Annotated in this window: 23 protein-coding genes; 18 read left to right on the top strand and 5 right to left on the bottom strand. The window is 50.3% G+C overall.

Going from position 1 to position 23,705, the window contains the following annotated elements:
* Positions 1-566 precede the first annotated feature (566 nt).
* The 7 genes from JUF10_RS08390 (at position 567) to trxA (ending at position 5,958) form a co-directional block, all read left to right on the top strand.
* Positions 567-839 carry an IreB family regulatory phosphoprotein gene (locus JUF10_RS08390; RefSeq protein WP_020088343.1) on the top strand — a complete coding sequence of 91 codons (273 nt, stop codon included), beginning with the start codon at positions 567-569 and terminating at the stop codon, positions 837-839.
* Entirely contained in the window at positions 836-1,273 is a 438-nt protein-coding gene (ruvX, locus tag JUF10_RS08385) for a Holliday junction resolvase RuvX (protein WP_203641746.1), read from the top strand. The genes JUF10_RS08390 and ruvX overlap by 4 nt, the downstream gene beginning before the upstream one ends.
* 8 nt (positions 1,274-1,281) lie before the next feature.
* The gene (locus tag JUF10_RS08380) at positions 1,282-1,593 is read left to right on the top strand and encodes a DUF1292 domain-containing protein (protein WP_048732080.1); all 312 of its coding nucleotides are present in this window, start codon (positions 1,282-1,284) and stop codon (positions 1,591-1,593) included.
* Positions 1,594-1,733: 140 nt separating this feature from the next.
* Positions 1,734-2,009 carry a cell division protein ZapA gene (locus JUF10_RS08375; protein ID WP_203641745.1) on the top strand — a complete coding sequence of 92 codons (276 nt, stop codon included), beginning with the start codon at positions 1,734-1,736 and terminating at the stop codon, positions 2,007-2,009.
* A gap of 1 nt (position 2,010) precedes the next feature.
* Positions 2,011-2,586, top strand: a complete 576-nt coding sequence (locus tag JUF10_RS08370) for a CvpA family protein (RefSeq protein WP_203641744.1) — start codon at positions 2,011-2,013, stop codon at positions 2,584-2,586.
* Positions 2,583-4,946, top strand: coding sequence for an endonuclease MutS2 (locus JUF10_RS08365; protein WP_203641743.1), 2,364 nt, complete (start codon positions 2,583-2,585; stop codon positions 4,944-4,946). Before JUF10_RS08370 ends, JUF10_RS08365 begins: the two co-directional genes overlap by 4 nt.
* Positions 4,947-5,637: 691 nt before the next feature.
* Positions 5,638-5,958 carry a thioredoxin gene (gene trxA, locus JUF10_RS08360; protein WP_048732071.1) on the top strand — a complete coding sequence of 107 codons (321 nt, stop codon included), beginning with the start codon at positions 5,638-5,640 and terminating at the stop codon, positions 5,956-5,958.
* A 70-nt stretch (positions 5,959-6,028) separates the two neighbouring features.
* Here trxA and JUF10_RS08355 read toward each other — a convergent pair whose 3' ends face one another.
* The gene (locus tag JUF10_RS08355; RefSeq protein WP_203641742.1) at positions 6,029-6,538 is read right to left on the bottom strand and encodes a YslB family protein; all 510 of its coding nucleotides are present in this window, start codon (positions 6,536-6,538) and stop codon (positions 6,029-6,031) included.
* A gap of 188 nt (positions 6,539-6,726) precedes the next feature.
* Between JUF10_RS08355 and murI the strand changes: the two genes are divergently transcribed.
* From murI to JUF10_RS08330, 5 genes are read left to right on the top strand one after another with little or no spacing between them, the layout of a single operon-like run.
* Positions 6,727-7,557, top strand: coding sequence for a glutamate racemase (gene murI / locus JUF10_RS08350; protein ID WP_203641741.1), 831 nt, complete (start codon positions 6,727-6,729; stop codon positions 7,555-7,557).
* A 2-nt stretch (positions 7,558-7,559) separates the two neighbouring features.
* Positions 7,560-8,159, top strand: coding sequence for an XTP/dITP diphosphatase (locus tag JUF10_RS08345; protein ID WP_203641740.1), 600 nt, complete (start codon positions 7,560-7,562; stop codon positions 8,157-8,159).
* A gap of 3 nt (positions 8,160-8,162) precedes the next feature.
* On the top strand, positions 8,163-8,678 hold the full coding sequence (locus JUF10_RS08340) for a YfcE family phosphodiesterase (protein ID WP_203641739.1): 516 nt from the start codon (positions 8,163-8,165) through the stop codon (positions 8,676-8,678).
* Between the two features lie 23 nt (positions 8,679-8,701).
* A complete protein-coding gene (gene cbpB / locus JUF10_RS08335; protein ID WP_143463278.1) occupies positions 8,702-9,193 on the top strand; it encodes a cyclic-di-AMP-binding protein CbpB in 492 nt (163 codons plus the stop codon).
* Between the two features lie 45 nt (positions 9,194-9,238).
* Positions 9,239-9,391, top strand: a complete 153-nt coding sequence (locus tag JUF10_RS08330; RefSeq protein ID WP_158727579.1) for a hypothetical protein — start codon at positions 9,239-9,241, stop codon at positions 9,389-9,391.
* Between the two features lie 644 nt (positions 9,392-10,035).
* Here the strand turns inward: JUF10_RS08330 and JUF10_RS08325 are convergent.
* Positions 10,036-10,905, bottom strand: coding sequence for a mechanosensitive ion channel family protein (locus tag JUF10_RS08325; RefSeq protein ID WP_203641738.1), 870 nt, complete (start codon positions 10,903-10,905; stop codon positions 10,036-10,038).
* 134 nt (positions 10,906-11,039) lie between these two features.
* Here JUF10_RS08325 and JUF10_RS08320 point away from each other — a divergent pair, with 134 nt between their 5' ends.
* Together JUF10_RS08320 and JUF10_RS08315 are read left to right on the top strand one after the other, a co-directional pair.
* On the top strand, positions 11,040-11,444 hold the full coding sequence (locus JUF10_RS08320) for a DUF948 domain-containing protein (protein ID WP_048732058.1): 405 nt from the start codon (positions 11,040-11,042) through the stop codon (positions 11,442-11,444).
* A gap of 22 nt (positions 11,445-11,466) precedes the next feature.
* Complete coding sequence (locus JUF10_RS08315; protein WP_203641737.1) at positions 11,467-11,883, top strand: hypothetical protein; 417 nt, start codon at positions 11,467-11,469, stop codon at positions 11,881-11,883.
* A 361-nt stretch (positions 11,884-12,244) separates the two neighbouring features.
* Here JUF10_RS08315 and JUF10_RS08310 read toward each other — a convergent pair whose 3' ends face one another.
* Positions 12,245-13,342, bottom strand: coding sequence for a M24 family metallopeptidase (locus JUF10_RS08310; protein WP_203641736.1), 1,098 nt, complete (start codon positions 13,340-13,342; stop codon positions 12,245-12,247).
* Positions 13,343-13,772: 430 nt separating this feature from the next.
* Here JUF10_RS08310 and ccpA point away from each other — a divergent pair, with 430 nt between their 5' ends.
* The 3 genes from ccpA to JUF10_RS08295 all read left to right on the top strand — a co-directional run bounded on the left by ccpA (position 13,773) and on the right by JUF10_RS08295 (position 20,302).
* Entirely contained in the window at positions 13,773-14,774 is a 1,002-nt protein-coding gene (gene ccpA, locus JUF10_RS08305; protein ID WP_048732055.1) for a catabolite control protein A, read from the top strand.
* A 334-nt stretch (positions 14,775-15,108) separates the two neighbouring features.
* Positions 15,109-15,930, top strand: a complete 822-nt coding sequence (locus JUF10_RS08300; RefSeq protein ID WP_203641735.1) for a hypothetical protein — start codon at positions 15,109-15,111, stop codon at positions 15,928-15,930.
* Positions 15,931-16,372: 442 nt separating this feature from the next.
* Positions 16,373-20,302, top strand: coding sequence for a leucine-rich repeat protein (locus JUF10_RS08295; protein ID WP_203641734.1), 3,930 nt, complete (start codon positions 16,373-16,375; stop codon positions 20,300-20,302).
* A gap of 96 nt (positions 20,303-20,398) precedes the next feature.
* Here JUF10_RS08295 and JUF10_RS08290 read toward each other — a convergent pair whose 3' ends face one another.
* Positions 20,399-21,139, bottom strand: coding sequence for an amino acid ABC transporter ATP-binding protein (locus JUF10_RS08290; protein ID WP_308440212.1), 741 nt, complete (start codon positions 21,137-21,139; stop codon positions 20,399-20,401).
* Complete coding sequence (locus tag JUF10_RS08285) at positions 21,132-22,610, bottom strand: ABC transporter substrate-binding protein/permease (RefSeq protein WP_203641733.1); 1,479 nt, start codon at positions 22,608-22,610, stop codon at positions 21,132-21,134. The genes JUF10_RS08290 and JUF10_RS08285 overlap by 8 nt, the downstream gene beginning before the upstream one ends.
* A gap of 282 nt (positions 22,611-22,892) precedes the next feature.
* Here JUF10_RS08285 and JUF10_RS08280 point away from each other — a divergent pair, with 282 nt between their 5' ends.
* Entirely contained in the window at positions 22,893-23,630 is a 738-nt protein-coding gene (locus JUF10_RS08280; protein WP_048732049.1) for a YebC/PmpR family DNA-binding transcriptional regulator, read from the top strand.
* Positions 23,631-23,705 lie beyond the last annotated feature (75 nt).

Here is a 23,705-nt window from a genome sequence, read left to right as displayed (position 1 = left end):
CTCTCGGCTTAAATGGCAGTCCGATGGCAACATGGGCCTAATCCTTGTTTATTTATCGTTGGTGTCTGTTGATTGCTGATTAGTATTATTGAGGTGGCCAGTCTGAGCCGGAGGAGGCCAGGGATGGAGCCAGCCGTGGTAATTGTGTTGGCTGGCGTTCCTTGCTAGCCTACACAATGGGCGATTTGTAGACGCGGGAGTTTCGCGGCTTCAAATCGAGCGAGAAGACTGGCGCTCTTCCAGTCTGAAGCGTCCCCACAGCAGACGGAATTCCTGGCAGCCGCAGTGCGTCCAAGATTAGCAAATCTTAAAAATAGAATGAAGATAGGCGTTGCGACTGGACTGATGTAAGTTGATCAGGACCGTGCAGCGCCTATTTAGTTGCCGCGGATGGTGCTTAGGGCTTAAACTGAAATTGAGAAATCACTAGCCCATTTTCAACCGGTGGCTACCTGGCACAGGGGTCGCAGTATTACGAATAGATTACATTGGGGGTCGTGCGTTGTAGTTTATCCGTCAATCGAGTAAAATTAAGGCTAAGTGAGGAAGTGCGGGGGTGTTTTATAGTGAGTTCATTAGACAAAACGATGTATTTTGACTTTGGGGCTAACCAACCAAAGGATGTTCACGATACACTGGTAACGGTTTATCAAGCACTAGAGGAAAAGGGTTATAACCCAATTAATCAGATTGTCGGGTACCTACTATCGGGCGATCCTGCGTATATTCCACGTATCAATGATGCGCGGAACTTAATTCGCAAGCATGAGCGTGACGAGATCATCGAGGAACTAGTTCGCGTTTACTTGAACCAGAATGGACCGGTGAAACCGTCATGAAATTAATGGGTTTAGATGTAGGATCTCGTACCGTAGGGATCGCGATTAGTGATGCTCTGGGCTGGACGGCTCAGGGGATTGAGATTATTCCCATCAACGAAGAGGAAAAGGTCTTTGGGTTGGACCGCGTGGCCGAGCTCGTCGAATCACATGACGTGCAAGGGTTTGTCGTGGGCCTACCGAAGAACATGAACAATTCGTTGGGGCCCCGGGCGGCAGCATCCCAGCATTATGGTGAGATGTTGACCGACCAATTTGGCCTGCCCGTCGACTTTGAAGACGAGCGGTTGACAACCGTTGAAGCGGAGCGTATGTTAGTGGAACAAGCTGATACGTCACGCCGTAAGCGAAAAAAAGTGATTGATAAATTAGCAGCCGGGTTAATCCTGCAGAACTATTTAGATCGGCACGGAAAATTAACCCGAGAAAAGTGAGGTTTCCCATGAACGAAGACCAAGAACAAATCACATTAGTTGATGAAAATGGTAACGAAGAGTTATACGATGTCCTGTTTACTTTTGAATCTGACGACTTTGGTAAGTCTTACATTTTGATTTACCCTTCAGGTAAGAGCGACGACGAAGAAGTTGACATCCAAGCGTACGCTTTACCAGCTGACGATGATCCAGCAAATCCTTCTGGCGGCGACTTGCAATTGATCGAGTCCGACGAAGAATGGGATATGGTTGAATCTGTACTGAACACCTTCTTGGCAGACGGTACGATTGACCCTAATGCCGGTAAGCAAGGCTAGTCATTGCGCAAAGGGCCTGGGACGGACGTCTCGGGTCTTTTTTGTTATGATCAATTGTCTGTGGGATGGGACGCAAAACGTGTCTTAGCGACCAGATTAATGGTAAAATAAGACGTTATGCTAAACAGGAGGAATCTAAAATGACTGAAGATACACACCGCTTCAAGGCCATGATTGCGGGCAAATCCTATACAATTGTGGGTCAGGCAACGGATGAGCACATGCGGGCGGTAACCGACGTCTTAAATGAACAATTGACGCAGCTCAAGCAACTGGCACCCAACATGAGTAAAGAAGATGCGGCCATTTTGATGGCGTTCAACGCGGTTTCTGACCAGCTTAAATTAGCGGCGGCCAGTGATCAAGCGGCAACGACCGCTGAGAACAAGCCGGCTGAAACGAAAACGGAGGACTAATTTGCTGTTAAGTCTGATTATCTTAGCGATTCTGATTTTTGGCTTTCGCCGGGGTTATCGGCGGGGGTTAGTTTTACAAATTTTGACCACGATTGGCTACCTGGTTGTGTGGATCGTCGCCCGATTTGGTGCGAAGCCACTGGCTACCGGTATTGGCCAATTCGTTGGTAACCTGTCACTGGACAGCTCGGTCAGTGCCGTGGCTGCCAGTCAGAGCAGCAGTTTTTTTCTCAACGGTCTGGCGTTCTCCGCAATCCTCACGGTGGGGTATTTTATTGTCCACCGGGTGGCTTATGCCTTGAACAAGGTGACGTGGTTACCCGTGATCCATCAGGTCAATTCACTAGCGGGCGGCCTGATCAATTTGGTCATCCGTTACGTGGTGATTTTTTTGACCTTAAATTTATTGATATTAGTTCCCATTTCGGGATTTCAGAGTAGTTACCAGTCTTCATCGGTGGCCCAGTGGATCGTTAAGCAGACGCCGGTCTTATCCAAGCGCGTGTTTAACTGGTGGCTGACGGAGCAGAAACAGAAGACAAGTGCTACTGGTTCGGGAGAGAGAGGTGTCCTATGAATCAAAAAACGTTAAAAATTATGGAATATGAGCGCATCAAACAGGCATTACGGGCTTATTTGGTCTCCGCTGCGGGGCAACACGAATTAAACGAGCTGACCCCCACAAACAATGCAAAAAAATTACAAACTTGGCTAGACGAAACGCGGGATGGCGCGGATATTTACCGACTGGAAAATGGGATTCCGTTACCCAAGTTGGATGACATTCGGCCCCATTTACACCGGTTAGCCATGGAAGCCGTCTTGAACGGGGTGGAATTGGCACAAATCAGTCGGGTACTGTGGACCACTGGGTCGGTCGTGAAGTTTTTCCGTGACTTGGCCGACAAGGAGGTCACTTTACGGCGATTAGACCGCGTGGTTAAGGAACTGGTTACGTTACCCGACGTGACCCGGCGCTTGCGGACGTCACTAGAGGGCGACGGTCACATCACCGACGAAGCCTCACCAGCCCTTAAGCAGATTCGTCAGCACATTACCCAAACGGAAGCGGCCATTCGGAGCACCATGGACCAATACACGCGGGGCAAGGATGCCAAGTACCTGAGTGAGACCATCGTGACGATTCGGGATGACCGCTACGTGATTCCCGTCCGGGCAGAATACAAGCAACGCTTCGGCGGCATCGTCCATGACCAAAGTGCCAGTGGGCAGACGCTGTTCATCGAGCCCCAAGCAGTTGTAGGCTTAAACAATCAGTTGCGGCAAAATCAGATCGACGAACGTCATGAAGAACAACGCATTCTGGCAGAACTGACGGCGTTGCTGGACCCTTATCAAGATGAAATTTTACGAAATGCCGAGCTATTGGGTCACTTTGACTTCATCAACGCTAAGGCGAAGTACGCGCACCATTTGAAGGCCACGGAGCCCAAACTGTCCTTGGACAATCAGGTCAGTCTGCGCCAAGCGCGCCATCCGTTGATCGACCAAAAGAAGGTCGTTGCCAACGACATTACGATCGGTAAGGACTACAAGGCCATTATCGTGACCGGGCCGAACACTGGTGGGAAGACGATTACACTTAAGACGTTGGCATTGGTTCAGTTGATGGGCCAATCTGGCTTATTTATTCCGGCCAATGAAAACAGTGTGATCGGCGTCTTCGATGATATCTTTGCGGATATCGGGGATGAACAATCGATTGAGCAGAGTTTGAGTACGTTCTCCGGTCACATGGAAAACATTGTCGCAATTCTCAAACAAGCCGACGAAAAGAGTTTGATTGTGGTCGATGAATTAGGTGCCGGGACCGACCCACAGGAAGGGGCCGCACTCGCCATCGCCATTTTGGATGAAATCGGGACGCTGGGCAGTTATGTCATGGCGTCGACCCACTATCCAGAACTGAAGGCGTATGGCTACAATCGGCCAGATACGATCAACGCCAGCATGGAGTTCAACGGCGAAACGCTGCAGCCAACGTATCACTTGCTGATTGGGATTCCCGGCCGTAGTAATGCCTTAGACATTGCTGCACGGTTGGGCATGCCAAGTCAGGTGGTCGCCGCCGCACGTGGGTTGACTGATCAGGATAGTCAGGACTTGAACGCCATGATTTCCGATCTGACCGAACAGAAACGCCGGGTCGATGCCGACGCCGAAAGTCTGCACACCCAATTGGCCGAGGCGGACGAGTTACACGCTGAGTTGCAGAAGCAATTTGACGGGTACCAGCACCAGAAGGACCAATTGATGCTGGATGCCAAACGTGACGCGAACCGGTTGGTCGATGAATCCCGGAAGCGCGCCAACCAGATTATCTCTGACTTGCGAAAGAAGCAGTTGGCGGCTGGTCAAAGTGTGGTCAAGGAAGACGAATTGATTGCCGCACAGGGTGCCTTGAACGCGCTACAACAGGATACCAAGCTCAAAAAGAACCGGGTCCTGCGGCGGGAAAAGGCCAAGCTGGACTTCCACAAGGGCGACAGTGTTCTGGTGAAGTCATACGGCCAAATTGGGGTTCTCATGGAACAACTCGATGACAATCATTGGGAAGTTCAACTGGGAATCTTAAAAATGAAGATTGCCAATACTGATTTGGAAAAGGCTAAGGACCCTGCCAAGTCGAAGAAACAACCGAAGGCCAGCATCAAGCGAACCGGGTCAAACGGCATGTCACCAACGCTGGACTTACGGGGTCACCGTTACGAAGAGGCCATGGCTGAGGTGGACCGTTACATTGATTCTGCACTCTTGGCCGGCTATCCTTCCGTCACGATTATTCACGGTAAGGGGACCGGGGCCCTGCGTAAAGGGGTCACGGAATACCTGCAAAGCAACAGTCGGATCAAGAGTTTCGGCTTCTCACCAGCCAACGCGGGTGGCGACGGCTCAACGGTTGTCCGGTTTAAATAGCGTGTTCTTTCGCCTTACCGGCCGGCAGATATGGGCTGGAACGGTGCGAATGCAACTTGAAGCCTCGGAAGACACGAGTCTCCAAGATTGGTTTTCTACTAAGCTGGCAGACAACGCCAACTAAGTAGAACGACGCGCCTGAGCCCATATCTACCGGCCTCTCGGCTTACACTGGCGGTTTGTGACAACGTTGGATTATAGTTGGACAGTTGCTATTCGTGGTGATTAGCACAATTGTCCAAGGTTATAGTCAGATGTTTGCTGTGGAATGCCATAAAATAAGCTGTCCAGTAATTATGGACCCACAGAGTTGCTAGCCAAGTTGCTTGAAAAATAGCATGCTTCAGGTTATTGCTGGAAGAGGTCAGTGTGAGCCGGAGGCGGCCAGGGATGTAGCCAGCCGTGTCGACGATGTTAGCCGGGGTTCTTTCCCGGGTTACATCGTGGGACGACCTGGGAGACACGTGGTTTTCGTGGCTTTCAGGCGAGCTGGAAGCCCGTACTTCAGGCTGGAGGCGTTCCCCATGGCAGGCGGAATCCCTGGCCGCCGCAGTGCGGTAATCCACACATAATCCCGTCAGCAATCACAACCAACCGAACAATACTATTAAATTGTAAGCAACTTAGTTGGTGATTGGAAGAGATTCTGGTAGACTGAGATTATTAATGAGAATTTAGGAGGTAATTAGGAATGGCAGCAGTAGCAGAAACAACGGATAAGACCTTCGAACAAGACACAGCTAAAGGGGTAACTCTGACCGACTTTTGGGCAACTTGGTGTGGTCCTTGCCGGATGCAATCACCAGTTGTTGAACAATTAGCGGGTGAGATGGACAACGTCACCTTTAATAAGATGGATGTTGATGCCAATCCGAACACGCCACAATCATTTGGTATCATGAGTATCCCAACGCTACTCGTGAAGAAGGATGGCCAAGTCGTCGATTCAATCGTGGGCTACCACTCCAAAGACCAATTAAAGAAGATTTTAGACCAGTACGTTGAAGCTTAGGTTTTTGACGTCATTAAAAGCGACTACCAAATTTTGGCAGTCGCTTTTTTTTAGGGTAAAATAGAAGTGGTTAGTTTTGGTCGGAATCGTCTGGACGCACAAGCTTTAAAGGTTCTGGCGCATCGTAGTCCGGAATGATGTCGCTGGGGTCCGTGTAGACGTTGAAGACGACTGCCTGATCGCGTAATTTGCGAGGGGCATCGGTCAACTCGGATTCCGTGGCGACACCGAGCTGTTGGGCCATCATTTCTGCTAGGAAACCAGCCTCAAGCGTAAAGCCTTCCTCGGCATTCAGGCGTTTGCGAAGCTTAACGGGTTCGCCGCTTAACTGCCATTCGGAGACGCGGTCGGTCTGTTTGAGCAAAGTTAAGGTACCAAAACCGGCTTGTTCGAAGAAGATACTGGCATCCTTGGGGTTTCCCAGTGGAAAACGACGGGCAAGGGATTTTCCAGCCCAATAGTTAATTGCCCCGTGATCGTCACCCAGTAACTCTGGTAACAAAGCATCGCGGAGAATTAATTGTGGGAGGTAGGCGGCACCCTCAGCATCGCCCATGACAGTTTGGTATAAGTTTTTCACAATGGTTGGCTCCTTCATCCGTATATATTCTAATTTTATTATACCTTAATTTTTCTATGAGGTTACTTTCACGTTAAATTTAAGTGTTTTTTTAGATGGATTGGTCATTTTGCTTACCACGAAACTTGAAACCGGTTCATAAAAAGGCGATAATATAGTTTCAAGTAATTGAGAGGAGGCGTTGATTCATGCCTAGTGATCCAATTGGACTAATGGACTCAGGAGTCGGCGGCTTAACGGTATTAAAAGAAGTGCAACGGTTATTACCAACCGAAAACACGGTGTTTTTAGGGGATCAAGCACGACTCCCTTACGGACCACGGTCGGTGGCAGAAGTCACGACCTTTACGCGGCAGATTGCGGCGTACTTAAGACAACAAGCAAACATTAAGATGCTGGTGATTGCTTGTAACACAGCTACAGCAGCGGCCTTAACGACGATGCAGGCAGAACTGCCCGTGCCAGTCGTCGGGGTGATCACCCCGGGCGCCCAAGCGGCAGTCAAGGTCACCAAGAATCATCGAATCGGCGTCATTGCCACGGCGGGGACGGTCAAGAGTGACCAGTACCGGCAAAAGATTTTGGCGGCCGATGCGAAAAATACGGTCATCAGTGTGGCTTGTCCGGATCTGGTGACCTTGGCAGAGGCCAATGATTTAACATCGGCTCACGCTCAGAGTGTGGTCGATGCTAGTCTAGCACCGTTTAAGGGGCAAAACATCGATACCCTCATCTTAGGCTGCACCCATTTTCCACTGCTAAAAGTGGCGATTCAAAAGGCCATCGGACCGGACGTTTTATTGGTCGATCCGGGGGCAGCAACCGCTGAAGTCGCCCGCCAGATGTTGGCACAAGATCAGTTGTTGGACCCAACGAGCACCCCAGGGACGGCGGACTATTACACCACGGGAGATGTTTCTCAGTTTAATGAATTAGCCAGTCAATGGCTCGATATTGCACCAGTTAAGGTGGCCCATCTACCGGTTAAGACGCTGGAAATGACCGCAACGGAGGTTTAGTGATGGCAAATACGATTGTAATTGCAACGAACAATCCCGGCAAAGCCCGCGAGTTTCGCGCTATTTTTGAGCCTAAGGGACTGACGGTGAAGACGTTGGCCGATTTTCCTGACTTAAAGCAGGTCCAAGAGACCGGCAAGACGTTTACGGAGAATGCTAAATTAAAGGCGACCGCTGTGGCAGAACAAACGCAACTTCCCGTCTTAGCAGACGACTCTGGCTTGATGGTCGACGCGTTGAACGGGGAACCGGGCATCTACTCGGCCCGTTATGCGGGTGACCACGATGACGCGAAGAACAATGAGAAATTGTTAGCCAATCTAGAGGGTGTACCGCAAGCCAAGCGCACGGCGGCTTTTCATACGTCACTGGTACTGGTTAAGCCGAATGGCAAGGAACTCGTGACGACCGGGGAAGTTCGCGGTGAAATTTTAACGGCACCGCGGGGCCAAGATGGCTTTGGTTACGATCCGTTATTTTACGTGCCAGCGGAGCACCAGACCTTCGCTGAGATGGGGTTAACTCAGAAGAATCAGCACAGCCACCGGGCAAAGGCCACGGCGGCGATGTTACCGCAGTTCGATCAATGGTGGGAGGAATAAACCATGAAACGTTGGTTAGTCGTGAGTGATAATCATGGTGACCGGGATATCTTGGTCACGTTGAAGCAGGCGTTGCAACCGGACACGATTTTTCACTGTGGCGATTCCGAAATGGATGCCACGGACCCTTGGTTCAAGGACGTTTACGTTGTGCAAGGTAATATGGATCATGATGGGCAGCTGCCGTTGGTGGAGACACCGACCGTAGATGGTTGTAAGGTCCTTTTGACGCACGGCCACTATGACGCCGTTCACTGGGATCTGACCAAGTTGAAGCTCCACGCCGATCAAGAACAGGCCGATTTGGTTTTCTTCGGTCACACGCACGAATTGGCTGCCGAAGAGGTCGGGGGCCACGTTTTCGTCAATCCGGGCAGCATTAGTCAGCCTAGAGGCGAGTTTCGTCAACTAGGAGGAACTTGCGCGGTCATTACAGTCACGCCGGCGCAGTGGGTCGTGCAGTACTTCACCAGAGACGCCCAACCGGTAGCCGATTTAAAATTTACATTTGACCGTTAGTTTCAGAAAGGATGAGTTCACGTATGATTGACGCAGCCGTCGAGCAACTGTTGCGCAAGGAAAAGAAAAGTTATGTGATTCCCGCGGACGTCGTTGCCAATGTCACGGCAACCAACACCTTGGAGCATGCCATCATGGTCCTATCCAAGGTAGGTTACAGTCGGATTCCCGTTCTGGACGCGGATGATCACTTGCAGGGGATGATCTCCCTGGCGGCAATTACCAACCAACTCTTACAGGTTCCGGGTGCTGCGGTGGATCAGCTCAGCAACTACACCGTCGCCGACGCCATGCTGCCGGTCGATCACTGGGTAGATGACCCCACTAAATTAGAGACGATTTTAAACTACCTGATTGATGAACCGTTTATCCCATTAGTCGATGCGGATAACGTCTTTCAGGGCATCATTACGCGCCGTGAGATTTTAAAACGAATTAACTACTTAGCGCATAATTTGAATAATTATTATGAAGTGACACCGTTGACCGATAAGGCAGGGCAAGCGGATAAATAAGGGGTCTTGAACCAAGAAACTGTATTTCGTGAGGGAGGGACCGCCGTGAAAATCGGATTAGGTATTTTGATTGCCATCCTGTGGTTGTTCACGATTGGCTTAGCCATCATGGCCGCTACAGGCACTGGCAGTTATTCGTCGTTTGTCATTCTTTTCGTGCTGGCAATTTTCAGTACAATCGACTGGTGGCGGCTGTAACTGGTATATGTTGTATTCGGAAGGACTGTGACTTCGGTTACGGTCCTTTTTTATAATCTAAATTTGTGGAGGGTGGTCGCACTGCGGTTGCTAGGGATTCCGCCTGCCATGGGGACGCTTCGGACTGGGAAGCGGTCCTCTCGCTCGCTTTGAAGCCACGAAGAACGCGTGTCTTCAAAGTCGCCCATATTGGTAGCTAGCCAGCGGCCAGCCACCAATATTATCACGGCTGGCTACATCCCTGGCCCCCTTCGGCTTACACGGTTTTCATCTATGAGTAGGCGTTGAATCATAAAAGTCCATGCCGTATAAACTAGTTGGCTAACCAGTCTGCACGATTTTGCCAAACAGAACGCATAGCAATTTTCCAATCATAATTCAGCATCATTGTAGACACCAGTGTAAGCCGAGAGGTCGCCAGATATGGGCTCAGGCGCGTCATTCTGCTTGGTCGGCGTTTCATGCCGGCTTAGCAGAAGACCAATCTTGTAGACTCGAGGTTTTCGAGGCTTCAAGTTGTGTCCGCACCGTTCCAGCCCATATCTGGCGGCCGGTAAGGCGAAAGGACCACTGTGTTGCCAGTCAAAAAGGTTCCCAGTCAAAAAAAGAGCCATGACCGAAGTCACAGATCAATGAAGAATCACTTATTTAGTTGGTATCGTTGCGTGGGTCGGCAACGTGATGTTGGCCTCCCGAATGGCCTTGAGATAGGCCGTGAGGAAGGTGGCCTGCAACTGGAACTGACTGCCACTCTTGGCGACGATGATGATTTGATAAACCAGTTCGCCGGTGGGGAGGGTGACAACACCCATGACGGTGGGGTCACCAATGATACTTGGATGTTCCGGAATTAATCGGTCATTCGTGGCCTGAATAATGGCGGGAAACTTTTCCACCGGGGTGGTCGAGGCAATCGGAATGTTAACGGTCGCGTGCATATCGTTACGTGATCGATTGGAAACGATGGTAATATTGCGATTGGGAATGAAGTTAACGGTCCCATCGGCACTAGTGACCTGCGTGGTTCGCAGACCGATTGCCGATACGGTCCCTTCGATCAATCCAATTTTAACTGTATCACCGACATCGAATTGTTGTTCAAGCAGAATGGAAATTCCAGTGACCAAATCGCTGACGAATCCTTGAGCACCGAGGCCTAAAGCCAAACTGAAGATTCCGGCACCAGCAACTAGGGTGCCAACGGGAACGCCTAGTGTGGACAGAATCGCGTAGATCCAGAAGAACAGAATCGTATAGTGGAAAATGTTCATCGTCAGCATGCTAATGGTCTGGAGCCGGTTACTACCCTCGGCGCTAGGTTTCAGGTAACGTTTGAAACTTCGGCGTAAGATGAATTTACCGATCCAGTTGATCACCAGAAAGAGCAGGGTCAAGAAGAGGAGCGTGACGAAACGACTGGCAATGAGATGGACGAAACTGTCCCAGTCGAAAGATTTAAAATAATTTTGGAGCCACTTGGAAGAGGTGGCGGTCGTGGTAACTAGGGCCATCAAGGCGATGGGCCTCCTTTACTATCTGAGTTTATCTTCTAGTGTAGCAGATTTTAATCTGATTCGGGGTTTTAATTGCGTGTAAGCGCTGAGAATGCTATTCTATTGGTAAGTAACGAGTACAAGGAGGGGTTGTCATGACCGGTGGACAAGTAGCGGGCCTGATCGCAGCAATTGCGTTTTTAATCTTGGTCCTCTTCATTGGCATGTTCTTAGTAAAGATGAACAAAACGTTGGGTGAACTCAATCATTCAATGAAAACGATGACTTCGGATGTTGACGTAATCAGTCACCAGGCCGAAAACATCATGGCAAATGCTAACGAGTTGTTAGAGGATGTCAACAAGAAGGTGGCGACCATCGATCCCGTCTTCCAAGCCGCCGCTGATTTAGGCGAAAGCGTTTCTGACCTAAACACGGCGACCCGCAATCTCACCGAACGCGTGGGTGATACGGCTAAACAAACGGCTAAGGCGTCGTTAGCGACCCGGGTCGGCAAGACCGCGTTTGATTTATACCGGAACCATAAAAACAAGGATTAATCACGGAAAGGGAGTCACGAGTATGGCAAAACACAAGTTATTAGCAGGATTGTTATTGGGTGGCGCTGCCTATGCAGCCTACCACGCACTTGACTTGGAACAACGTGAAGCCTTAAAGGGTGCTGCACGCGACCGTTACAACGCATTCAAGGACCGCGCTGTGGATTACGCCTTCTATGCTGCAGATGCTGCGGATGACTTCAAGGAAGCCTTGGACGACCGGTTAGCCGGCAAGACCGACGCACCAGCTTGGAAAGATGGCGAAGATACAGCCGATGATGAAGATGACGATATCGTTTTAAGTAGCGATGAAGTCAACGATTTACCGGACGAAGAAGCCAGTGCTGCAGCTGTAGAACCAACTACGGATGCGCCAGCAGAAGACGATGCAGACAAGGCTGACGAAAAGCCCGCTGATGACGCTCCGGCTGAAGACTAATTTAAAGCTTAAAGAGGAAGCCACGGTTAATTGCCGGGGCTTTTTAATTTGGGGTAATGTGTAGTGTCGGGATAATGGGCGACCATATAGAGACTATAATAGTACTCGTTGTACCCACTAGTTGCTAAAACCACATTGGAGCTCACTTCTCCTGATAAGTTAGCCATAATTGGGCATGAATACTATTTCTAGAATTGTCGCGAGCTTATTTTGAGATTCAGAACGAATCTTTTGGTTTAACGTTGGTTGTGGGATAGATTAAACGTGAGCCGGAGTGCGGCAATTGACAGTCAACTTTGCATTTAAAGTCCACAAAAATAGTCCTTGCCAACCTGGCAAGGACTATCGAAGCAGGATCTATTTAGCCAACGTAAGTGAGTTCCTTAGACGTGTGCGTGAATGGCAAGCTGCCATCGGCCGTCACGTGAACACAGTCTTCGATCCGGACACCGGCGACGCCTGGAATGTAGATCCCAGGTTCGATGGAGAAGCACATGCCGGGTTCGAGAACCAGGTCGTTGCCTTCCATGATGGATGGGAATTCATGGTCACTCATGCCCATCCCATGGCCGAGACGGTGAATGAAGTATTCGCCGTAGCCGGCCTTGGTGATGATGTCCCGGGCAATCTTGTCCAGTTCAGCAGCGGTCATCCCAGGCTTAACGGCAGTCTGAGCAGTCAATTGCGCTTCCAAACAAACATCGTAGATTTCCTTTTCCTTCGCCGTTGGGGTTCCTAAGGCAACCGTCCGGGAAGCATCGGAAATGTAGCCGTCATAGACGGTTCCGAGGTCAAATAAGACCAGTTCGTTGTTTTCAAATTTGGTATCGTTCGTGGCACCGTGTGGTTCGGCGGCGTGCGCGCCGGCTTGAACCAGACTCCCGAAGGACATTTCCATAATGCCTTCCTTCATCAGAGCGTACTGTAATTCGGCCACGGCAGATTGTTCCGTCTTGCCGGCTTTAACGGTTGCGAAACCATGTTCAAAGGCGAAGTCGTCCCATTTACCGGCGATTTCTAGCTTCTTAATTTCTTCGGCGGACTTGATCAGACGCATCCGTTCGATGAAACTCGTGATGTCTAAGTCGAAGTGGGGGTTGCTGAATTGGGCAGCCAAGGCTTCCATCCGCGCAACTGGGAGTTGACCCTTTTCCAGTGCGACGTGGTCGGGATTGACGTGACGTTGCTTGACTTGGTCGGCAATCATGGCCCATGGGTTTTCGTGGTCCAAGTAGCCGATAACTGGGAATTTCCAGCCAGTTGACTTGATGACTTCAACCTCTAAGGCTGGTGCGAAGATAAATGGATCTTGGTCTGGGAAAACAACTAGGGCAAGGACCCGTTCGATGGGGTCGCTACCAAAACCAGTGAGATACTGGATAGTTTTGGGATTACTCAGGTACGTCATGCTAGCGTGTTGTTCTGCGGTCCATTGCTGGATTTGTTCAAGTTTAGTCATTCAATCACCCCTTCAAAAGATGAGTTTATTATAGCATAAGTTCATGGCCGTTTTAGTCGCCAGATGATTTAGTTAGGGAGAAGGCGCAAATTGTGAAATCATTATAGAAAATATCAATCGTGACTGGTGAATGAGATGTTCACGTCAAAAAAATTCAAGACGTCCGGATAAATTTTTTTATCACGCGCTAAGTAGAAAATGTTTCTGTAAACAGCTTAACAACGCCGTTAACGAGACTTATAGTAAATCATATCAACCTCGAAAATTCTCCTCTATAGAGAGATGTGCCTTGAAAATTAAATGAAATTACGGTATTCTTTGACTTGAAAGCGTTTTCAATGTTGCGCGAATGATTGACTTTCTGTATACTGGTCAAGTTGCTTGAAAACGAATGAAAACAAACCAAAACAAGGAAGAAAGGGCTATCGCTATGGAAAAACAAACAGTAACGATTTATGATGTGGCGCGTGAGGCGGCGGTCTCGATGGCCACCGTTTCTCGGGTGGTTAACGGGAATCCAAACGTAAAACCAGCGACACGTAAGAAAGTTTTAGAGGTCATTGACCGGTTAGATTACCGACCAAACGCCGTTGCACGGGGGTTAGCAAGTAAGAAGACCACGACGGTTGGGGTTATCATCCCCGATGTTACGAACGCTTACTTCTCCTCATTAGCACGGGGGATCGATGATATCGCCATGATGTATAAGTACAACATCATCCTGACCAACTCCGATGAAAACGGGGGCAAGGAAGTTCAAGTATTGAACACCTTAATGGCCAAGCAAGTTGATGGTATCATTTTCATGGGGAACCAAGTCACTGACGAGTTACGTGAAGAATTCAAGCGTTCTAAGGCCCCAGTTGTCTTAGCAGGTTCAGTTGATGCTGAAAAGGCCCAACCGAGCGTCAACATCGATTACGTTGCTGCCGTTGCTGAAGCGGTGAAGAACTTGATCGACCATGGTAACCAGAAGATTGCTTTTGTTTCCGGCTCAATGGACCAAGCCATCAACCATGATTACCGGTTGAAAGGGTACAAGAAAGCCTTGAAAGACGCTGGTATCAGTTACGATGACAAGTTAGTCTTTGAAACGGATTACACTTACAAGGCTGGTCAATCACTCGAACCAGCTTTAACGGCTGCTGGCGCAACGGCTGCCTTCGTTGGTGACGATGAATTGGCCGCCGGTGTCATGAACGGGTTGACCGATGCCGGTGTCGACGTTCCTGGTGAATTCGAAGTGATTACCAGCAACGACACGAAGCTGACCGAATTGGTACGGCCAAAGATGAGTTCGATCACCCAACCACTGTACGATATTGGTGCCGTGGCCATGCGGTTGCTCACCAAGCTGATGAACAATGAAACCGTTGATGAAAACACCGTGATCTTGCCTTACGGGTTGATGAAGCGGAGTTCAACGAAATAAGTTTGCTTAAATGAGAAGGTTCACGAGGTCAATTGGGATTTCGGAGCCTTCTTTTCGTTTACAATGATTGTGGGCTGGCTTAGTTGAAAAGTGACTAAGTTATGTTTCAATTTGGTAAAATTAGACGTTGGTCTGTAGATTTTAGGCAGGCGGAGCATAGTCAGCGTAGTCTATTTTATCTTTCGATTTTTGACCTAGACCATTAACTTAAGCTGGGCTTAACCCATCTGGTTTTTAGATGTGCTAAAATAAAAAACAATAATAGACGTCGGATGGGGCTAGTTGACCGATAAAAGCTGAGTAGTCGCGGATGACGGGTAACGGAGGTGGTTTTGTGCGTACGACTAGTCGAATGGAACGGTACCATTCAGCGGAACCTGAAGAACCACAGCAGCCGCGCCCAACCAATTATCAACGGCGGCCGGCTTTAGGTCGGTGGGCCGCTTTTCTGGTCTTGTTGCTGACGGTGGCAGTTGGCCTACGACTGACGCTTTTTAACCCTAACTATGTTGCTGGTGTTGTTTCTCGCTCCACAACGGGGGAAAAGGTCATGGCCAATGTGAACAGTGACCTGGATGATTTAGGTGTGTCTGGTGATCCGGTCACGGCAGCGGTCATCCAGCCTTACCTGGAACAGGGGATCGCGCAATTATATGGACAAAGCACGACGACGCCGGATAGTTCGGCCCTGTCGAGCGCCATTACGACCCAGGCACAGACGTTAGGTATAACGGCTAGTGCCACGCTGGTAGGCAAGGTCGCTAATCAGGCCGAAAAAAGGGCGGTAGCGGCCTTTCAGACGCCGACCATGCAGACAGTCGGCTGGAAGATTCAACGCGCCCAGCGGCTTGATTTTTGGCTGCTGGTGGCAACGCTGCTCCTGCTGGTGGTCACCACCATCTATGCCTTTGGGGTGCACCACTTCTTTGGGAGCTTAGGACCAGGACTGACGCTGGGCGGTATCATGGCCGCCATCGTTGGGGTTGTCGGTTTCTTGGTGGCCCCGGCCGTGGTGACGGCCACGACCACCAAGCTTACGAGTCTCGTGACATCGGTGATCCGTAGCGGTTTGGGCGTTGTCATCTTTGCCGGTGCGGCTGAGTTTATCATCGGTCTGGTTGTCTTACTGGGCCACCGAACATTTCGGAAAAGCTAAACGGTAGGACGATTGTTGGCAGTGAATGTTGAATGTCATTTTTGTATCTACTCAGGGTCAAGATGGTTGTCGGGCTAAATAGAATCGCTGCTTAAGAAACTTTGACGTTTAGTCTTGTAAACTGAAAATTGGAACGGGGATCGCTGGTTGCTAACCAGGGGTCCCTTTTTGGCGTTGTTCAAGGGGGTTCATGGCGTGCAACTACCAATGATGGTCTTGTTTCAAGGTTGATTCCCGATGGTAATGTTAAGGGCCTAACTCCCAATCCCCAGTTAGGAATTCGTGGTGTTGGGTGACTACGGGACTAAAATACGTGCGAAGTGAATGTTCTAAGGTTGAATTTTTTTCACGATTAAAACAGTGTGTTGTGCAAAACAAGAATGGTGATTTACATGCGGTAAGCACAGTTCTTGTGGCAGTATTTGAGGGGGAGTCAGAGATTATGCGAAAAAAAAAGACAACCGGTACACATAGAAATGAGCGGCAGTGGGCGGCATTGGCGCTCGCCACGGCGGCAATTGGGATTGGAGCGCTTGCTACTGGGCCGATAGAGGGGGCACAGGCCGCAACGATTCCGTCAGCGAGTACAACGAGTTCGGCTAGCAGTACAGCAACAACGTCTCTAGCATCAAGCGGGATAACGGTAGCCAGTGCGGCAACGGCCACGTCTGCGGCACAAGCGAGTCAGTTAGTAGCGGCATCGTCTGGGGTGTCTGCGGCTAGTCAAGCGGCGACACCAGCCAATTCAGCGGCTTCGACGGCTAGTACCGTCAGTTCTGTTGCCAGTGTGGCATCCACGGCTGATGCCACGTCTTCATCAGTGGCAGGTACTCAGAAGGCTGCGGTCACTGGGGCGTCATCCGCCACTAACGGACAATCATCCATCGCTAGTTCAGCGGCAATATCGCCAGTGACGTCGGCGGCAACGCCAGTATCAGCCGCGCCAGCAACGACCGATACGGTATTTAACTGGCAGACGGACGAGGCGACGACAACGGCGACTATTACGGGGGTCAATCAGGCTGTCAGTGGAACACTGCGCCTGCCATCAACGTATGTGGCGAATGGTAAGACCTATCAAGTCACGTCGATTGGTGCCGGGGCATTCGCGGCGCAGACGGGATTCACAACAGGACTGACGGGAGTCGTCTTTAACAATGGGTTACAAACAATTGGCGATTCGGCGTTTGCTTACTTAGATAATTTAAAAACGGCCGATTTTACGGCTGATCAGGCTTTGACAACGGTGGGTAGCCAGGCGTTTGTTGGCACCGGGTTGACACAGATCACGTTGCCAAATAGCGTGACAACAATCGGCAGTGAGGCTTTTAAATACGTTAATGGGGTCACAAACGTCCAGTTGCCAGCAGATTTAGTTAGTTTGGGCACGGGGGCCTTTTCAGAAAATCCTGATTTAACCACGGTCGACCTCACACCGGCAACTTCCCTGACGACGATTGGCAATGAAGCCTTCGCCGGGGATGGCCTGACGATGGTGACTATTCCGGCCACGGTCCAGGACATTGGCACGGGAGCGTTTATGACGGACCAGCAGTTGACGACCATAAATTTTGCGCCAGCTAGTCAGTTGGTGACGATTGGCGATTCAGCGTTCATGTATGACACGGCGCTGCAGTCATTGGTCTTGCCTGATAGTGTGCAGGCGATTGGCGCCCAATCCTTTCTCTCCAATCAGAGTCTACAGGCGGTCACTTTAGGGAATGGCGTGTTAACTATTGGCGTCAATGCCTTTACCTACGATGGCGGGCTGACCACGTTGGATTTGAGCCAGGCCACGCAACTGGCTGCAATCGGGGATGGGGCGTTTGAGTATGCCGGCATTACAGGAACACTGACGTTGCCAGCTAATGTGCAGACGTTGGGTGATTTGGCGTTTGCCGGCAATCACGTGACCACGCTGAATTTGGATAATGCCTTACAGAGCTTGGGTCACGATGTCTTTGGCAGTAACCAGTTGGCTCAGATTACCGGACCGGCACTGCCAGGGATAGCACAGAATCAATTTGTGACGATCTTCGCCGATCCTCATGAGTTAACGTTGGCCGATCTCTTGACTGTGAAATTGGGACAATTGACGCCGGCCGATGTGACGGTTTCAGGCGTCACTAATGCCACGTATCAGAATGGCCAGTTCACGGTAGCTTCGGGACAGTCGAACTTTACTTTCAGTTGGTCGTTGGTAAATGCTGATGGGGCAATAGTCTACGCTGGACAGGCAACGGTAGATTTAAGCAATCCGGCAATCAAGGCCGTCAATTCGACGCTGCTGGCGGGAAGCGCTTGGCAACCAGCGGATAACTTTGTCAGTGCCACTGCGCCCGACCATTCGTCAGTGCCCCTGAGTGCGGTGACGGTGACAGGAACCGTGGATTCGACCGTGGTGGGGACGTATCCGATTACCTATAGCTATCAGGATGCTAGTAGCACAATCACAGTGACGGTCACGAAACGGGCGGGAACGTATCAACTGGTTGGGGCGCCACAAGTCATTTACACCGGCCAACAACCAACGTTGGTACCGACGGATTATCAGGTTATTTTGCCTGACGGTCAGACCTATACGCCACAACCGGGTGATTTAACCACGACCGCTGCGGCTTCAGTGGGAACCTACCCAGTAACATTGACGCCGGCTGGAATCGCTCATTTGCAAGCCCTACCCGAGTCAAATATCTATGACTGGACATTGGGCGGCCAGGGAAGCTTACAGGTCGCTCCGGCGCCGGTCACGATTACTGTTGGCAATGAGACCAAGGTGGCTGGGGCCACGGAACCAATCCCGAGTGTCAATGTAAGCGGTCTCCCAGTTGACGGCGTGCCGCTAAACTATACGGTCCAGCGGGTGGCTGGAGAAACGGCCGGGACATACCCTATTACGGTAGTCTTAGGAGCTAATCCCAACTATACGGTGACCCTGGTTAATGGTGCGTTAACCATTACGGCAGTTCCGGTCACCCCAGTGACAACACCATCCCAGTCAACGGCTTCGAACCAGTCATCGATGGCTAATGGGCCAATGGCATCGAGTTCTGCATCAGTCACTAATCCAAGTTCAGCGTCAAGCGCGGCGGGGGTCTCAAGTTCGGTAGCAGCCACAAATCCGAGCTCGGCATCAAGCGTGGCAACGAGTACGGCGGCGCCAGCGTCAAGTACGGCGGCAACCTCAAATTCGGTAGCAACCACTAATCCGAGTTCATCGTCAAGTGTGGCAACGAGTTCGGCAGCGCCAGCGTCAGGTTTGACGGCGACCTCAAGTTCGGTAGCAGTCACTAATCAGAGCTCAGCGTCAAGTGTGGCAACGAGTACGGCGGCACCAGCATCAAGTGTGGCGAGCTCAAGCTCAGTAGTAGCCACAAAACCAAGCTCAGCGACTAGTATGGCAACGAGTTCATCAGCGCCAGCGCCAAGTTCATCAGTCGCTACTCAGCCGAGTTCGGCGACTAGCACTGCAACAAGTACCGCATCGTCAGCGTCTAGTGAGGCAGTAGCAACAAGCTCAGCATCAAGTGTGGCAACGAGTTCATCAGCAACAGCTAAGCCAAGTTCAGCGACTAGTACTGCGACAAGTGCTGCATTTCCAGCATCAAGCATGGCGGTAACAAGCTCAGCAACAGCTACAAAACCAAGTTCAGCGGCTAATACTGCAACGAGTTCGTCAGCCCCAGCGTCAAGTGCTGCGGCAACCTCAAGCTCAGCAACGGCCACAAACCCGAGTTCAGCGGCTAATACTGCAACGAGTTCGTCAGCCCCAGCGTCAAGTGCTGCGACAACCTCAAACTCAGCGACAGCCACAAAGCCAAGTTCCGTAGCTAGTCCCGCAACGACTGCCCCAACATCAGTTTCTAGTGCAGCGTCAACAGCGGAAAATTCCGCTTCTAGCTCGGCCACTACAAGCGGAGCATCATCGGCAACGGGTGATTCGGCACCAGCGGGGGTGGTCCAGCCGGGTAGCGCAGCGGATAGTGCGGTGGCGCCAGCCAGTTCCAACACGCCCGACCGTACCGGTGAGACTCACACGGTAACGGGGGATGTTGCCGTGCCCGCGACTGCCCAAAAGTCCGGGCAACCAGGAACGCTGAACGTAGCGGTAGACCGCGTCATCGGCAAGAAGCCGTCGACTAAACGACAGGCGAGCGCAAAGGACTTGGCGGCAAAAGAAACGCAACCTGAGAATAAAGCTGTTCAGTTAAAGGCATCGGTTGTGCAAACAACGAGGAAACAGCTTTCACCCCAGTTTGTCGGCCAGGCCGATTTGCCACAGACGGGCGAAAAACCGACAGCCAGTTGGTCAATCGTAGGTGCTTTATTAGGGTTACTGACCGTGCTAGGGGGTCGTCGCCGTCGTGATTAGAGCGAATTGAGTGAGAATGATAAAAAGGCATCACCCAGCAGGTCCAATTGAGGACTCACGGGTGATGCCTTTTGAGATTGGGATTAAGTTCAGTTGTTACATGAGAATCTTGGAAAGGAAGTCTTGCGCCCGTTCCGTTTGGGGATTGCCGAAGAAGGCTTCGGGTGTATTGTTTTCTTGAATGTAACCATCGGCCATGAACCAGACGCGGTCAGCAACGGACTTGGCAAAGCCCATTTCATGAGTGACCACGACCATCGTCATTCCTTGGTTGGCCAGTTCTTGCATAACGTTCAGCACTTCACCGACCATTTCGGGGTCAAGAGCAGAAGTGGGTTCGTCAAACAGCATGACCTTGGGATCCATTGCTAAGGCACGGGCAATGGCGACCCGTTGTGCTTGACCACCGGAGAGGCTGCTAGGGAAGGCGTCGGCATGGTCATCTAGGTTGACCTGCTTTAGGAGTTCGTGGGCCCGCTTAGTAGCAGCTGCATCGTCGATCCCCTTGACCTTCATTGGCGCCAATTTGATGTTTTCCAGCACGGTCATGTTCGGGAAGAGGTTGAAGCCTTGGAACACCATGCCCATTTCTTCTCTAAGTTCGTTGACCCGCTTAGTGTCTAGAGTGGTCAAATTTTCACCGTCAAAGTCAACCTCGCCGCTCGTTGGGGTTTCTAGGAGGTTGAGGCAACGTAAGAATGTACTTTTCCCACCACCGGAAGGGCCAATGACAACGATGACTTGCCCAGGGTCGACTTGTTCGGTGATATCTTTTAACACTTCATTTTTGCCGAAGCTTTTCGCGAGATTTTTAACCTCGATGATTGGTTTAGTCATGTTGCATTCTCCTTTCGAAGTAGTTCAGGATCCGAGAAGCGGTAAACGTCAAGATGAAGTAGAGCACCATGATGACGGCGATAGGAGCCACGCCTCGGTAAGTGTCGGAACGAACGATGTTGCTTTGGAAGATCAATTCGGAGACCCCAATGATGGAGACGATGGAACTGTCCTTAATTAAGGTAATAAATTCATTCCCAAGTGATGGCCAGATGTTCTTGAGGGCTTGTGGTAAAACAACGAAACGCATGGTCTTCCCACTGGACATCCCCAAACTTCTAGCAGCTTCTGTTTGACCATCATCCACGGAGTTGATCCCACCACGGATGTATTCGGCAACGTAGGCCCCAGAGTTCAGCGAAATCGCAATGATCCCGGATGTTAATGCGGGGAGGTTGACGATCAAGCCTAAACCGAAGTAGACGAACATGACTTGAACCATCATTGGCGTGCCCCGGATAAATTCAACGTAGGCGGTGGCTAACCAACGGAAACCAGTCTTGATGGCACCGCCCTGGCCCATCCGCGCGAGGGCCAGGATGACCCCGATGATGAACCCGAAGAAGACGGAGCAAACGGTAATGATCAACGTGTATTCAATCCCAGTCAGGAAGGCTTTCCAGTAGTGGAACATGCTGGTGTTGACCGTGTTGGTCTTAAGGTATTTCCCAGCAGCGGGGAGGTAGGTCTTGTTGACCAAGTTTTGCTTTTTGATTTGGTCAACGGACTTGTTAGCTGCGGCAACCAGAGCAGTGGAACCCTTCTTGAAGGCCACAGAAGCACTAGTGTCGGAAGCACTCAGGTTAAAGTCACTAGGGATGGCAGCCAATTCCTTATTGTTGGCCACGTAGGCTTGGGCGGAAGGCTTTTCCATGGCGACCCCTTGAATCTTGTGACTCTGGAGGGCCAGAATCAGGTCGGACACGGAGGTCATGCCCTTAACGGTTGTGCCACTCGTCTGTTTCTTGGATTCGTTGTACATCGTCGACCCGGTCTGTGCCCCGATGGTCTTGTTCACGAAGGAATCTTTGTTCTTATAAATACCCTTGTCACTCTTGTTGATGACAATGCTGTACCCACCTTGATAGTAGGTATGGGTGAAATCAACGTTCTTTCTCCGGGCCGGCGTTGGGTTCATTCCGGAGATGACCATGTCGACCTTACCCGTTTGCAGGGCAACCAGCAGGGAATCAAAAGACATGGATTTAACGACTAATTTAACGCCCATGTCCTTAGCGATTTTTTCCCCAACGGCCACGTCCATGCCGACGATCTTCGTCTTGCCGTGGACCGTCGCTTGGAATTCGTAAGGGGGGTAATCGGGCGAGGTCCCCATGACCAACGTCCCTTTCTTCTGAACCTTCGACAGTGATGTGTCAGTGGCGGCGTTGGCCGTCGTGGCGGTCATGGCGGTAAAGCCGGTGACCAGCGCTAACACAAGCGCGAAGAATAATACCAATCTCTTTTTCATATCCTGACTCCTCTATCTATATAAGTTGTTGCCCTTGATTATAGTGGCAATTGTGTTTTTATACAAGGATTATTTTAAAAATACGACTTTTATACATGAAATATTCGATTAAACAATGGCTAAATCCCTTGGTATCCGGTAATCGACAGAATTAATATACATTTTATGCTGAATATCAGAATTTTCAAGCTAGCCAATTGAATGAATTGAAAGTAAGTGCTAACATGTATAGTGTCTGTTTTATACGGATATCTAAAAAAATTTTAGAAAAGAGGAGTTACGATGTCAGGACATTCTAAATGGCATAACATCCAGGGCCGGAAAAATGCTCAGGATGCAAAACGTGGAAAAATCTTCCAAAAAATCTCACGTGATTTGTACCAAGCTGCAAAAGCAGGTGGTCCTGATCCCGACGGTAACCCTCAACTTCGTTTGGAAATGGACAAGGCGCGGGCAGCTAACATGCCTAAAGACAACATCAAGCGGGCTTTAGATAAAGCTTCTGGTCTTGGTGGCGCCAAGTTCGAAGAAATTACCTACGAAGGCTACGGTCCAGCCGGGACAGCAATCATGGTTGCTGCCTTAACGGATAACAAGAACCGGACGGCTGCGGCTGTTCGTTCTGCCTTCACGCATCATGGTGGCGCATTAGGTGCAGCAGGTTCCGTTTCCTACATGTTTGATCGGAAGGGTTACATTGTAATCTTACGTGATGGCTTGGATACGGATGAAGATACGATGTTGATGGATGCTTTAGACGCCGGGGCGGACGACATGGAAACCACGGACGACGAATTCAAAATCTACACGGACTCAACCAGTGAGATCAGTACGCGTGATGCCTTACAAGCTAAGGGTTACAAGTTAGATACTGCTGAAGTTCGGATGTTCCCACAAAACACGACTGAGGTGCCAGAAGCCAAGGCTTCTCAATACCAAGGTCTGATTGAAGAACTTGAAGACAACGATGACGTTTCCGATATTTATGAAGCTGCCGTTTTACCTGAAAACGTTGAATAGTAGTTCCGAAAGAAGATTCCTCCGGGGGTCTTCTTTTTTTTTGCCAATTTTTTTCGAAAAAATAAAATATCCGGC

Source organism: Levilactobacillus andaensis (assembly GCF_016861695.1).
GTDB classification, from domain to species: domain Bacteria; phylum Bacillota; class Bacilli; order Lactobacillales; family Lactobacillaceae; genus Levilactobacillus; species Levilactobacillus andaensis.
Note: the sequence above shows the minus strand (reverse complement) of the source record. Positions and strands in the feature narration are given on the sequence as shown.